Below are 11,761 nucleotides of genomic sequence, written 5' to 3'. Positions count from 1 at the left end.
ATGGTCGGAATGTGAGTATTTTCGGAAAGATGAAGCCTCATGAGAATTCTCTCCAGCTCCAGCCGGGGCGCTTGGCTGTGATCTTGTCCTTGATCTCTTGCGGTGGCTCAAGCGTTTGGGCCGAGTAGGTGCCGAAAACCTCAAGCGTCATGGTGCAGCGGGCGGCGTGGAACCACTTGCCGCAGCCGTTGACATGCCGCCAGCGTTCGAAATGCACGCCCTTGGGGTTTACCTTCTCAAAAAGGTAGCCGTGGAACTCGTCATCCGAGGAGCCGGGGCCGAAGCGTTTGAGGTGCGCCTCGCCGCCGGAGTGGAATTCGGTTTCTTCGCCGCGCACGCCGCAGCAGGGGCAATCGAGAATGAGCATGTCTTTCCCTCCTTAGTGTGCGACGCCGGCGGCGACGGATTCGTCGATAAACCGGCCTTCTTTGAAGCGGGTGAGCGAGAATTCATCGCAAAGCGGCGAGTGGCCCTTGGCGATCAGCTCGGCAAAGCCCCAGCCCGAGCCGGGGGTGGCCTTGAAGCCGCCGGTGCCCCAGCCGGAGTTGATGAAGACGCCATCGACCGGGGTTTTCGACAGGATCGGCGAGCGGTCGCCGGTGATGTCGACGATGCCGCCCCATTGACGCAGCATCTTGAGGCGGGCGACCATCGGGAAGGTCTCCACGAGGGCGCGCACGGTTTCCTCGATATGGTGGAAGGAGCCGCGTTGGGTGTAGCTGTTGAAGCCGTCGGTGCCGCCACCGATGACCATTTCGCCCTTGTCGGATTGCGACATGTAGCCATGCACGGTGTTGGCCATCACCACGCAATCCATGCAGGGTTTGATCGGCTCGGACACCAGCGCCTGAAGCGAGACGGATTCGATGGGCAGGCGGAAGCCCGCCATATCGGCAAGGTGGCCGGAGTTGCCCGCCACGACGATGCCCAGTTTATCGCAGGCGATATCGCCGCGGTTGGTGGTCACCCCGGTGACCTTGTCGCCGTCGCGCGACACGCCGGTGACTTCGCATTTCTGGATGATGTCCATGCCCATGGCCGAGCAGGCGCGGGCAAAGCCCCAGGCCACGGCATCGTGGCGCGCGGTGCCGGCGCGGGCCTGCCAGAGGCCACCAAGGACCGGATAGCGCGGGCCGTCGAGGTTGATGATCGGCACGATTTCCTTGACGCGCTGGGGCGAGATGAACTCGGTCGAGACGCCTTGCAGGGCGTTGGCCTGCGCCGTGCGCTTGTAGCCGCGCACCTCGTGCTCGGTCTGGGCCAGCATGATCACGCCGCGGGGCGAATACATGACGTTATAGTTGAGATCCTGCGACAGGGTTTCATAGAGCGAGCGGGATTTTTCATAGATCGCCGCCGAAGGATCCTGCAGGTAGTTGGAGCGGATGATCGTGGTGTTGCGGCCCGTGTTGCCGCCCCCCAGCCAGCCCTTTTCAAGGATCGCCACATTGGTGATCCCGAAGTTTTTACCCAGGTAATAGGCGGTGGCGAGACCGTGGCCCCCTGCCCCCACGATGATGACATCGTATTTTTTCTTCGGCTCGGGCGAGGCCCAGGCCCGCTCCCACCCCATGTGGTAACGCAGGGCTTCGCGGGCGACGGCAAAGGCGGAATAACGTTTCATGCGCGCTCTCAGAAATCTGATGGATTCGCGGGCCCGGGGGCCGCATGGATTCCGGTATGGTACAGGATCGCCTTTGGAATCCCATTCTGCGCGGCATAAATTGCGCGATAAGCGACATCGGCGCGCATCGGCGCGATTGTGACCTCTTGTCTCTTTCATCACGCGGGCACGATGGCTACATGAGGGGGCGGATTTTGGGGAGAAGCCATGTTATTTTGGATCATCGCCGGGGTGTTGGCCCTAGTTGTCAGCTTGATACTGGGGCTTGCCCTGTTGCGCGGACGGGTGGGCGATGCGCCGCCTGCGGCCTATGATTTGCAGGTCTATCGCGACCAGTTGAAGGAAGTGGACCGCGATCTTGCGCGCGGGGTGATTTCCGAGGCCGAGGCCGAACGGCTGCGCGCCGAGGTCTCGCGCCGGGTGCTGGCGGCGGATGCGCAATTGCGCGCGGGCGGTGAAAGCGGCGGGCAACCGGGGCGTGCGGGCCTTATCGTGGCGGGGTTGGTGATCCTTGGATTGGCTGGTGGATCTTTCGCGCTTTATAGCCAAGTCGGCGCGCCGGGATATCGCGACCTGCCCCTGAAAACGCGGCTGGCGGTCTCGGATGAGGCGCGGCAAAACCGGTTGACCCAGGCCGAGGCCGAGGCAAAGGTCCCCGCCCCCGACGTGACCCCCGAGGCCAGCCCCGAGTTCCTGGAATTGATGGAAAAGCTGCGCCAGACGGTGGCCGAACGCGGGGGCGATCTGCGCGGGCTGACCCTTCTGGTGCGCAACGAGGCGGCGCTTGGCAATTTCACGGCGGCACATGAGGCGCAAGCCAAGCTGATTGCCGCCAAGGGGAACGGGGCCAGCGCCGGGGATTACGCCCATATGGCCGACCTGATGATCAGTGCGGCGGGTGGATATGTCAGCCAAGAGGCCGAACAGGCCCTGCGCGCGGCGCTGGAACGCAACCCGGACGAACCGACGGCACGGTATTACCTGGGCGTTTACCTGATGCAAGTGGACCGGCCCGACGGAGCCTTCCGGACATGGGATGCGCTGCTGCGCGAAAGCGATCCTTCGGCGCCTTGGGTGCCGACGATCCGTGAGCGGATCGAGGAACTGGCCTGGCGCGCGGGCGTGACCGATTACCAACTGCCCTCCGCCCCGGGGCAAACGGCCCCCGGCCCGAGCGCTGCGGATATCGAAGCCGCGGGCGAGATGAGCACGGAGGACCGTCAGCAGATGATCCAGGGCATGGTGCAGCGCCTGTCCGAACGGCTTGCCAACGAGGGCGGCACCCCTGCCGAATGGGCCCGCCTGATCCGCGCCCTCGGCGTGATGGGCGAAACCGACCGGGCCGCCGCCATCTGGGGCGAGGCTCAGACGCGCTTTGCCGAGGCGCCCGAGGCCATGGCTCTCGTACGCGAGGCAGCGCAGGCGGCGGGCGTGGCAGAATGATCTACGAGGAGATCGAAGGCTTTGCCGTGGCCGTACCAATGGGCCGGGGTCTTTTGGGCCTTGATCTTGGGACCAAGACCATCGGCGTCGCCCTGTCCGACAGGCTTCTGTCGGTGGCCTCGCCTTTGGAAACCATCAAGCGCAAGAAATTCGGTCTGGATGCCGCGCGGCTACTTGAGATCGCCATGGCGCGCGAGGCCGGCGGGATCATCCTCGGCCTGCCACGCAACATGGACGGAAGCGAAGGCCCGCGCTGTCAATCGACCCGCGCCTTTGCCCGTAACCTGGAAAAACTCACCGACCTGCCGATCACCTTCTGGGACGAGCGTTTGTCCACCGTGGCCGCCGAACGGGCGCTTCTGGAAGCGGATGCGACACGAAAGCGTCGCGCCGAGGTTATCGACAATGTCGCCGCCTCCTATATCCTGCAAGGTGCATTGGACCGCCTAAGGCACATGAGGACAGAGACGTGAGTGACGACAAGGTCTGGAGCCGCGACGAGATCGAAAGCCCCTGCGTGCGGGTCTGCGTGGTACACCCCGAGGCGCGTATCTGCACAGGCTGCTACCGCTCGATCGACGAGATCACCCGCTGGTCGAAAATGAGTGCCGAAGCCCGCCGCGAGGTGATCGACGCCTTGCCCGACCGCGCCAGCCTTCTCAAGAAACGCCGCGGCGGACGTGCCGCGCGACTGGCACGCGGCTAACCAAAAGGCGCGGCTGCGCCGCACAGGTTTTGCAGGAATCAGGGGCGCTGCCCCGTTTGGGCCTCAATCGCCCCCGGGGCGATTGCAAGACGGCCCAAACCCCCCAGAGTATTTCAAGAAAAATGAAGCCGAAAAGAGCTTTGGCTTTTTCTTGGTGAAATACCCCCGCCGGAGGCATCCCGAGGCAAGCGCCGCAGGCGATTGACGAGATATAAGGCGCGCGCGAAGCGCGCTCAATTTGGTCAGGGCAGGTCCAGCCAGTCGCGGGTGCCGAAGGGCAGTTCGGGACGGAAATAGGCGATCATCCGGCCTTCGAGCGGGGCCTTGGCACCCGGAGTCCAGGCGGCGACGCCGTGCAGGGCCATGCGGTGGACAAGGTAGGCCTCCCCCGGTTGGGTGCTTATTTCGACGCGTTTACAGGTCTCGAACACCTCGCGGCGCGTCGCTTGGTAGGCCTCGGTCAAGTCGATGTTGCCCCAGTCTGGTTCGGGGTCTGCCCCCAGACGGTCGGCAAACATGGCCTGCATGATCTTGTGGCTGCCCTCCCAGACCACGAAGGGGCTGGCGCCGGGGCCGGTGGCGGTGAGAGGCAGGCCGAGAATATAGGCATGGCGTTCGCGCAGCATACGCTGGCGGGCCTCCCCCACGGCCATCAGGCCATCCACATGCGCCGCATCCCGCTTCAGCCGGTAGCGGAAGGCGGCCTCGCCTTCGCCTTGGCGGGGTTTTGGATAACCCGGGTAGGTGACCGAGACCTGGCCGGGGTGAAGGGGCAGGTTGCCGTAAAGGCTGCGCGCCGCGGCGATGGCGGCTCCGGGGAGTTGCCCCGCCTGCCCCACTGCGCCGGTTGCATCATTGGGCAGGGTATCGACGCCCACGAACCATGTGCCTTCGCATTGCAGCCATTTGGCCTGTTCTTCGGGGTCGTTAATGCGGTCAAGCGCGACACGCCGGGCCTCCTCCGCCCACTCCAGAACGCCTTGTTCCGCCGGGAAGCGCGTCCAGCCTTTCTCAAGCAGCCCCTCTACCATCCGAGCGACTTGCGCAGCATGTTGAGGGCCACCAGCGTCAGGAACACCGCGAAGACACGTTTGAGCGGCTTGGGATCCATCGCATGGGCCAGTTTCACGCCCCAGGGCGCGGTGATGAGTGTCATGGCGATCACGATGAAAAAGGCCACGAGGTTAACCGCCCCGATGGTGAACGGCGGGCGGTTTTCGGCGGCGATTTCAAGGAACAGGAACCCTGCCACCGAGGGCACGGCGATGGTCACGCCAAAGCCCGCGGCGGTGGCCACGGCGCGGTGGATGGCCGTGCCGTAAAGGCTCATCAGAGGCACGCCGAAGCTTCCGCCGCCGATGCCCATCAAAACCGAGAGAAACCCGACCATCGGCGAAAGCACGGCGCGGGTGGCCCCCTTGGGCATTGCCGCACCCAGCCGCCATTCGGACCGGCCCAGCCCGAGGTAGGCCCCGATGACCAATCCCAGCACGCCAAAGATCCCTTGCAGGGTGTTGGAGCGCAGGTTCGAGGCCACCAGTACGCCCAATATCGCGCCCAGCGCGATCCCCGGCGCCCATGTGCGCAGAATGCCCCAATCCACCGCGCCCTTCTTGTTGTGGCTCAGGACCGAGCGCACCGAGGTGACGATGATCGTGGCCAGCGAGGTGGCAAGGCAGATCTGCATCAGTTGCGGGCCGTCATAGCCAAGCGTCTGGAAGGCATAGAAAAAAGCCGGCACCAGAACGATGCCACCCCCGACGCCCAGAAGGCCGGCAAGGACCCCGGCAAAGCCCCCGATCACGAGGAGCACGACAAGCATTTGGATCAGAAGCATGGTTTCGGGCATGGGGGCGTCTTTCTTGCAGGGGGTCTTTTCGCCCCGGATACACGCAGGCGCGGGGGATGGGAAGGTCAGTCGCCCAGAGCCACGCCCTCGCGCCGCCGGTCGGCCCCGCCTTGCAGGGTATCACCGATGGCAATGGCGTGGAGGCCCGAGATCAGCGGGCGGGTGTTGACCTCGTAGCCGAGTGATTGCAACGCGGGGGCAAGGGGGCTTGTGGGCTCCACGTCATAGGGGCCGAACCGATTGACCAGATTGGGCAGGTCAATGGCCTCTTGCACGTCCATGCCCCAATCCAGGTGGGCGATCAGGGTTTTGACCACGTAGCCGATGATCCGGCTGCCGCCGGGGCTGCCGACGATCAGGATCGGCTTGCCGTCTTTCAGAACGATGCTGGGCGCCATGGATGAGCGGGGCCGCTTGCCCGGTTCCACCCGGTTGGCGATGGGGCGGCCATCGCGGTGCGTGCGAAAGGAGAAATCCGTCAATTCGTTGTTGAGCAGGAACCCGTGGGTCATCAGGCGCGAACCGAACGCGTTTTCGATGGTGGTGGTCATCGAGAGTGCGTTGCCCATGCCATCGACGATGGAAATATGCGAGGTCGAGGGAAATTCGATCGACTCGTCGTCGGCGCGGTTCAGGGCATGGTCGAATTCGGGGGTTCCGGGGGTGACCTCGGGCAGCGCGTCGTCGCCTTTGAGAAGGTCGGCGCGTTTGCCGAGATATGCCTTGTCGAGCAGGCCCTTGACCGGCACCGGCACGAAATCGCTGTCGGCCATGTAACGGCCCCGGTCGGCGAAGGCGAGGCGGCTGGCATCGCCGATGAGGCGCCATGCCTCGGGGCTGTCAGGGCCGAGCGCGACCAAGTCGAAGGGTTCGAGAAGCCCGAGGATCTGGCCCACGGTCAAGCCACCCGAGGATGGCGGGCCCATGCCGCAGACCTCATACGCGCGGTATTCAATACAGGTGGGGGCGCGTTCGTGAACCTCGTAAATCGCTAGGTCGATCTCTTGCAGCACACCGGGGTTGCCCGGTGCCGTGCGGACGGTCTTTACAATGTCGCGGGCGATCTCGCCGGTGTAGATCGCCTTTGCCCCCTGCCCTGCGATCTGGCGGAGGGTTTCGGCGTAGGCGGGATTTTTCAGGGTCTGGCCCACCTCCAGCAATTGCAGGTCTGGCATGAAATAGTCGCGCGTGGCCTCGAACCGCGACAGCCGCAGGGCATCGCCCGCCACCATGGTCGAGAGTCGGGGGCTGACGGCGAAACCGTCGTCGGCCAGCCGGATGGCTTCCTTAAACAACCCGGCCCAAGGCCGTGTGCCCCAACGGTCATGCGCGGCCTGCATCAGGGCGGGCGTGCCCGGCACACCGACCGAACGGCCCCCGACGACCGCATCGTAGAATTGCAGTGGTTCGCCCTCATCGTCCTGAAACAGGCGCGGGGTGGCGGCAAGCGGCGCGGTTTCGCGACCGTCCAGCGTTGTCACCTGCCCTGTCGCGGCATCATACCAGACAAGGAAGGCCCCGCCGCCCATGCCGGAGCTTTGCGGTTCCACAAGCCCCAGCACCGATTGCACGGCCACCATGGCGTCGGCCGCGGTGCCGCCCGCACGCAAGACCTTTGCCCCGGCCTCGACCGCGAGCGGGTTGGCCGCCGAGATCATCCAGTCGCGCGCCGCGACGGGGCGGCCAGCGGCCTTCGCCTCTTGTGCCTTGGTCACCGCAGGTGAGCTCGAAACCGCCCCCGCACCTGCCCCTTCGGGGGCCACCGCATCGGCAGCCTGTTGAGCGTACAACGGCAAGGCAAGCGCCAGCGACAGCAAGAGCGGGACGAGTCGTTTCATGGCCGGACCTCCGGGACGGGTGCGATAATGGATCACAGCATCGCCGGAACCACCTGATCCGGCGGGCGGTGGCCATCGTCGAAGGTCTTGATGTTCAGGATCACCTTCTCGCCCATCTCAAGCCGTCCTTCCACGGTGGCCGAGCCCATGTGCGGCAAGAGAACCACGTTCTCCAGATCCCGAAGCCGCGGGTTCACCTCGGCCCCGTTTTCATACACATCCAGACCGGCCCCGGCGATTTCGCCAGCCCGCAACATGCGGGTCAGGGCGTTTTCATCAATCACCTCTCCGCGCGAGGTGTTCACGATCACCGCATCGGGTTTCATCAGTTTCAGACGCCGGGCATTCATCAGGTGGAAGGTTGACGGGGTATGCGGGCAGTTGATCGAAATTACATCCATGCGCGCCACCATCTGATCAAGGCTTTCCCAGTAGGTCGCGGCAAGCTCATCCTCGATTTCCGACCGCAGGCGGCGGCGGTTGTGATAATGGATTTCCATCCCGAAGGCCGCCGCGCGGCGGGCCACCGCCTGACCGATGCGGCCAAGGCCAAGGATACCAAGGCGCCGCCCCGCGATGCGCCCACCCAGAAGCCGGGTGGGTGCCCAGCCCTGCCAGTTTCCGCTTTGCATCACGGCCAGCCCTTCGGGCAAGCGGCGGGTGACGGCCAGAATCAGCCCCATCGCCATATCGGCGGTGTCATCGGCCGAAACACCCGGCGTGTTGGAGACCAGAACGCCACGTTCCCGCGCGGTCTGCACGTCGATATGATCGACCCCCGCGCCATAGTTTGCAATCAGCTTGAGCCGTTCGCCGGCCTGCCCGATGAGCCCTGCATCGATCCTGTCGGTCAAGGTGGGCACCAGAACATCCGCCTCCTGCACCGCCGCGATCAATTCCTCGCGGGTCATGGGGGTATCCTCCTCGCGCAATCGGACGTTGAACAATTCGCCCAATCGCTGCTCGACCGGGTCGGGCAAGCGTCGCGTTACGACAACACTCAGGCGATCAGATGCCATGGGGGCCTCCTTCATCTTCCAAATCCCGCGCATTGCTGTCAGAGTGACGCAGGAAAGGCCGGGGCACAAGAACCCCGCCGTGAGTATCGGGCAGAAATCGGAAGATGCGGATGAAAACGAGCGTGGCATTGGCCGTGGCTGTGGCCCTGATCGTCGGAGGGGCGGCACGGGCCCAGGATCGTGGACCGGTGACCAACCTGCCGCTGCCCCGCTTCGTGTCGATGAAGGCCTCGGAAGGCAACGTGCGGCGCGGGCCCAGCCTGACCCATAGAATCGACTGGGTATTCAAGCGCAAGGATGTTCCGCTTGAGATCACCGCCGAGCACGGCCACTGGCGCCGGGTGCGCGACCGCGATGGTGCGGGGGGCTGGATTCACTATTCCCTGCTGTCCGGCGCCCGCACGGCCATCGTTGAGAAAGACATGCTGGAACTATTGTCGAAACCCGTGGAGGGGGCGATGGTAGTGGCACGGTTGGAAATGGGCGTGATCGCCCATCTTGAAGAATGCAGCACCGACTGGTGCGACATCTCGGCAGGCGGTTACGAAGGCTGGGCCCCCAAGACGAGTTTATGGGGCGTGAAGGCCGGTGAAATCCTTGAGTGAGCGGCTTTTAACGGTCATTTCAAAAAGCCGCGATTTTTTTAACGGTGCACTCTTGAAACCGATGCCTGACCAGAGTAACTAGCGCGTCACCGTTGGGGTGTAGCCAAGTGGTAAGGCAGCTGTTTTTGGTACAGTGTATCGTAGGTTCGAATCCTACCACCCCAGCCACTTCTTCTTTAGCTTTGCCAAATCGCCGTACCGGGGGCGGCGGCCCAGAGATGCGCAGCGGCCTGCGGCCTTGATTCCGCTCTGGACCTGCGCGACCGAATGTTCAACCCCGGCCAATTCCTGACAATCGGAAGGTCGTTCCCCACAATACGTTCCGATGCGCGGTCATCAGGCGGTGACCTTGGTCAGCGAGAGACACATGCCTGATCTACCGTCATGAATTTCTGGATATTGTTTAGAAGGGCACGGCCGCTTGATCGCTGTGCTGAGCAGAGATCAAGCGGCCGATCAGGTTCTGCCGCCGCGTACAATACGCCGGCTATCCATTTGCCTTATCCGAAATCGTGTTTTGACATCGGCAGGCTGCGTACCCGTTGTCCTGTCAGGTTCGCCACGGCATTGACGATAGCCGGTGCGACCCCGGGCAGGCCGGGCTCGCCGATTCCGCCCATGGTGGCACCGCTTTCGACGATCCGGACATGGACCTCGGGCATCTGATCAGGGCGCAGGACGGGATAGAGGTCGAAATTGCGCGCCTGCGGCTCGCCGTTCTCGTAGACCAGTTCCTCGACCAGTGTTTGCGACACGCCGAGCGCGACGGCGGACTGGACCTGCGCCTCGATCACCGCCGGATTGACGATCTGCCCCGGGTCGATCGCGACCCAGACCTGATGCACGCGCACTGCGCCGCCGTCGAGCGAGACCTCGGCGATAGTGGCCGTCTCCGAGCCGAAAGGTGAGGCCATGGCCACGCCGCGCGCCCGGCGGCTGCCGTCCTCGGCGTCGAAGGCCGCGCCCTGCCAGCCGCCGGACAGGTCCGCGACGGCCTCCAGCAACCTGCGGTGGCGGTCCGATCCCTCCAGCAAGCCGCGGCGCATTTCGAACGGATCGCGCCCCGCCGCATCCGCCAGCTCGTCGAGGAACGCTTCATAAAAGAAGTCATTCATCGAGTGCCCGACCGAGCGCCAGAAACCGATCATCGCCGGGTTCTGCACGAAGACATGTCCGACCCGCCGGTTGTCGATAGCGTAGGGTTTTCCGCTCAGGCCCTCGTGCGCCGAGCCGTCCTGGCCCGGTGGCGCCCCGAACCAGCGACCGACAGGGCCTTCGCCGACCGCTTCGATCGTCAGTGCGGAGGGGCCGTTTGCATCGACTGCGCCGCGGAACCGGGCAACCGCCATGGGTCGGTTCGCATCGCGCAGGAACTCTTCCTCGCGGGTCCACAGCACCTTGACCGGACGACCCGTGGCACGGGCCAGTTCGATGGCCTGCGGAAACGGGCTGGCGCCGGCATAAAGGAAATGCCGCCCGAAAAAGCCACCCAGAAGCTGCGAATGGATGCGGATGTTTTCCGCGGGGATACCGGCGGCGCCCGCCGCAGCCCCTTGGAACATTTCAGGCGCTTGGTTGGGCAGCCACAGATCGAGCGTCCCGTCTTCGTTGAACCGTGCGGTTGTCGAGGGCGGCTCAAGCTGACCATGGACAAGGAAGGGCGCGTCGTAGTCCGCCTCGATCACGGTCTCGGCGTTTGCCAGCGCTTGAGGCGCATCGCCCTCGGCTTCCACTTCGACGCCGGGTCCGGCCTCGGCCCGCAGTACCTCATGAAATCCCGTCGACGAGAAGTCGGCGGGCATCGGGTAGTTGGAATCGCCTGCCTCCCACGCGATCTTCGCGGCTTCGACCGCGCGCCGGGCCTGCCAGAACTTATCGGCCACAACGGCGACGGCGCCGTCCAGCATATGCACGGAATGCACGCCGCGCATCGCTTCGATGTCATCGAGGTTGTTCACCGACACCGGCGTCAAACCAAGGCGCGGTGCGTGACGCACGGCAGCATTCAGAAGGCCATCGACGTCGACGTCGATGCTGTACTTCGCCTGTCCCGTGGATTTGGACCGCACATCGAAGCGCGGCAAGGGCTGGCGAATCCAGCGAAAATCGGCGGGATCGCGCAGGCTGACATCCGTGGGCACGGGCATATCCATCGCCGCTTCGGCAAAGTCGCCGTACCCGGCCCGCTTGCCGCTGTCCTCGTGCAGGACATGGCCGGGCTCGGTCGTCACTTCGCTGGCGTCCAGGCCCCAGTTTTCGGCCGCCGCCTGCACCAGCATCGCGCGGGCGGATGCACCGAGCGTCCGCATGAGGGTATAGCTTGACCGGATCGACAGGCTGCCGCCGGTAAAGCGGGCGCCGTCGATGGTCTTGTAGGCGTCGCCGGGAGGCGCACATTCCACGGCAATCTGCGCAGGGTCGAGATCGAGCTCTTCGCCGACGATCTGCGCCAATGCCGAAAAGACGCCCTGCCCGCCCTCGATGAACGGGCTTTGCAGGGTGGCCGTGCCATCCGTCTTCAGTGTCAGATACGCGTCGACCGGAGCGGCTTCGCCTTGCGCGCGGGCGTTCCGTGTCGGAAGGCTGACCGAGAGGACAAGCGCAGCGGTTCCAGTCATAAAGCCACGGCGCGAGACATTGAGCGGGCGGTTGGGGTCTGGTGTCAGGTCTTTCATGG

At 64.5% G+C, this 11,761-nt stretch carries 11 protein-coding genes and 1 tRNA gene; 5 read left to right on the top strand and 7 right to left on the bottom strand.

What is annotated here, in order from left to right:
• Nucleotides 1-37: 37 nt before the first annotated feature.
• Both FDP25_RS13210 and FDP25_RS13205 read right to left on the bottom strand, forming a co-directional pair.
• Nucleotides 38-367: a sarcosine oxidase subunit delta gene (locus FDP25_RS13210; protein WP_154152540.1), complete on the bottom strand. Its 330-nt coding sequence runs from the start codon at nt 365-367 to the stop codon at nt 38-40.
• A gap of 12 nt (nt 368-379) precedes the next feature.
• Nucleotides 380-1,624: a sarcosine oxidase subunit beta family protein gene (locus FDP25_RS13205; RefSeq protein ID WP_154152536.1), complete on the bottom strand. Its 1,245-nt coding sequence runs from the start codon at nt 1,622-1,624 to the stop codon at nt 380-382.
• A gap of 207 nt (nt 1,625-1,831) precedes the next feature.
• On the opposite strand from FDP25_RS13205, the gene ccmI reads away from it, so the two are divergent.
• Genes ccmI through FDP25_RS13190 form a run of 3 tightly spaced genes read left to right on the top strand, consistent with a single transcriptional unit; the run spans nt 1,832 to nt 3,773 of the window.
• Nucleotides 1,832-3,067, top strand: coding sequence for a c-type cytochrome biogenesis protein CcmI (ccmI, locus tag FDP25_RS13200; RefSeq protein WP_154152533.1), 1,236 nt, complete (start codon nt 1,832-1,834; stop codon nt 3,065-3,067).
• Nucleotides 3,064-3,540 carry a Holliday junction resolvase RuvX gene (gene ruvX, locus FDP25_RS13195; protein ID WP_154152530.1) on the top strand — a complete coding sequence of 159 codons (477 nt, stop codon included), beginning with the start codon at nt 3,064-3,066 and terminating at the stop codon, nt 3,538-3,540. Before ccmI ends, ruvX begins: the two co-directional genes overlap by 4 nt.
• Nucleotides 3,537-3,773 carry a DUF1289 domain-containing protein gene (locus FDP25_RS13190; RefSeq protein ID WP_343032051.1) on the top strand — a complete coding sequence of 79 codons (237 nt, stop codon included), beginning with the start codon at nt 3,537-3,539 and terminating at the stop codon, nt 3,771-3,773. Before ruvX ends, FDP25_RS13190 begins: the two co-directional genes overlap by 4 nt.
• Nucleotides 3,774-4,015: 242 nt before the next feature.
• Here the strand turns inward: FDP25_RS13190 and FDP25_RS13185 are convergent, their stop codons facing one another.
• From FDP25_RS13185 to FDP25_RS13170, 4 genes are all read right to left on the bottom strand, one after another.
• Nucleotides 4,016-4,804 (bottom strand): hypothetical protein, encoded by a 789-nt coding sequence (locus tag FDP25_RS13185; RefSeq protein ID WP_154152527.1) that lies wholly within the window; start codon nt 4,802-4,804, stop codon nt 4,016-4,018.
• Nucleotides 4,798-5,622 (bottom strand): sulfite exporter TauE/SafE family protein, encoded by an 825-nt coding sequence (locus FDP25_RS13180; protein WP_154152524.1) that lies wholly within the window; start codon nt 5,620-5,622, stop codon nt 4,798-4,800. Before FDP25_RS13180 ends, FDP25_RS13185 begins: the two co-directional genes overlap by 7 nt.
• Before the next feature lie 65 nt (nt 5,623-5,687).
• On the bottom strand, nt 5,688-7,460 hold the full coding sequence (ggt, locus tag FDP25_RS13175) for a gamma-glutamyltransferase (RefSeq protein WP_154152521.1): 1,773 nt from the start codon (nt 7,458-7,460) through the stop codon (nt 5,688-5,690).
• A gap of 32 nt (nt 7,461-7,492) precedes the next feature.
• Complete coding sequence (locus tag FDP25_RS13170) at nt 7,493-8,479, bottom strand: 2-hydroxyacid dehydrogenase (protein WP_154152518.1); 987 nt, start codon at nt 8,477-8,479, stop codon at nt 7,493-7,495.
• A gap of 104 nt (nt 8,480-8,583) precedes the next feature.
• Here FDP25_RS13170 and FDP25_RS13165 point away from each other — a divergent pair, with 104 nt between their 5' ends.
• Together FDP25_RS13165 and FDP25_RS13160 are read left to right on the top strand one after the other, a co-directional pair.
• Nucleotides 8,584-9,084, top strand: a complete 501-nt coding sequence (locus FDP25_RS13165; RefSeq protein WP_154152515.1) for an SH3 domain-containing protein — start codon at nt 8,584-8,586, stop codon at nt 9,082-9,084.
• A gap of 93 nt (nt 9,085-9,177) precedes the next feature.
• Nucleotides 9,178-9,252: transfer RNA gene (locus FDP25_RS13160), tRNA-Gln, on the top strand.
• Between the two features lie 332 nt (nt 9,253-9,584).
• Here FDP25_RS13160 and FDP25_RS13155 read toward each other — a convergent pair.
• The gene (locus FDP25_RS13155) at nt 9,585-11,759 is read right to left on the bottom strand and encodes a xanthine dehydrogenase family protein molybdopterin-binding subunit (protein WP_154152511.1); all 2,175 of its coding nucleotides are present in this window, start codon (nt 11,757-11,759) and stop codon (nt 9,585-9,587) included.
• Nucleotides 11,760-11,761: the final 2 nt, after the last annotated feature.

This window comes from Roseovarius bejariae, from assembly GCF_009669325.1.
Lineage (GTDB): Bacteria > Pseudomonadota > Alphaproteobacteria > Rhodobacterales > Rhodobacteraceae > Roseovarius > Roseovarius bejariae.
Note: the sequence above shows the minus strand (reverse complement) of the source record. Positions and strands in the feature narration are given on the sequence as shown.

What these genes read in the sequence shown, in the direction of transcription:
- FDP25_RS13170 (WP_154152518.1), bottom strand. Translation starts at nt 8,479, where the DNA reads ATGGCATCTGATCGCCTGAGTGTTGTCGTAACGCGACGCTTGCCCGAC.
- FDP25_RS13185 (WP_154152527.1), bottom strand. Translation starts at nt 4,804, where the DNA reads ATGGTAGAGGGGCTGCTTGAGAAAGGCTGGACGCGCTTCCCGGCGGAA.
- ggt (WP_154152521.1), bottom strand. Translation starts at nt 7,460, where the DNA reads ATGAAACGACTCGTCCCGCTCTTGCTGTCGCTGGCGCTTGCCTTGCCG.
- FDP25_RS13165 (WP_154152515.1), top strand. Translation starts at nt 8,584, where the DNA reads ATGCGGATGAAAACGAGCGTGGCATTGGCCGTGGCTGTGGCCCTGATC.
- FDP25_RS13210 (WP_154152540.1), bottom strand. Translation starts at nt 367, where the DNA reads ATGCTCATTCTCGATTGCCCCTGCTGCGGCGTGCGCGGCGAAGAAACC.
- FDP25_RS13155 (WP_154152511.1), bottom strand. Translation starts at nt 11,759, where the DNA reads ATGAAAGACCTGACACCAGACCCCAACCGCCCGCTCAATGTCTCGCGC.
- FDP25_RS13180 (WP_154152524.1), bottom strand. Translation starts at nt 5,622, where the DNA reads ATGCCCGAAACCATGCTTCTGATCCAAATGCTTGTCGTGCTCCTCGTG.
- ruvX (WP_154152530.1), top strand. Translation starts at nt 3,064, where the DNA reads ATGATCTACGAGGAGATCGAAGGCTTTGCCGTGGCCGTACCAATGGGC.
- ccmI (WP_154152533.1), top strand. Translation starts at nt 1,832, where the DNA reads ATGTTATTTTGGATCATCGCCGGGGTGTTGGCCCTAGTTGTCAGCTTG.
- FDP25_RS13205 (WP_154152536.1), bottom strand. Translation starts at nt 1,624, where the DNA reads ATGAAACGTTATTCCGCCTTTGCCGTCGCCCGCGAAGCCCTGCGTTAC.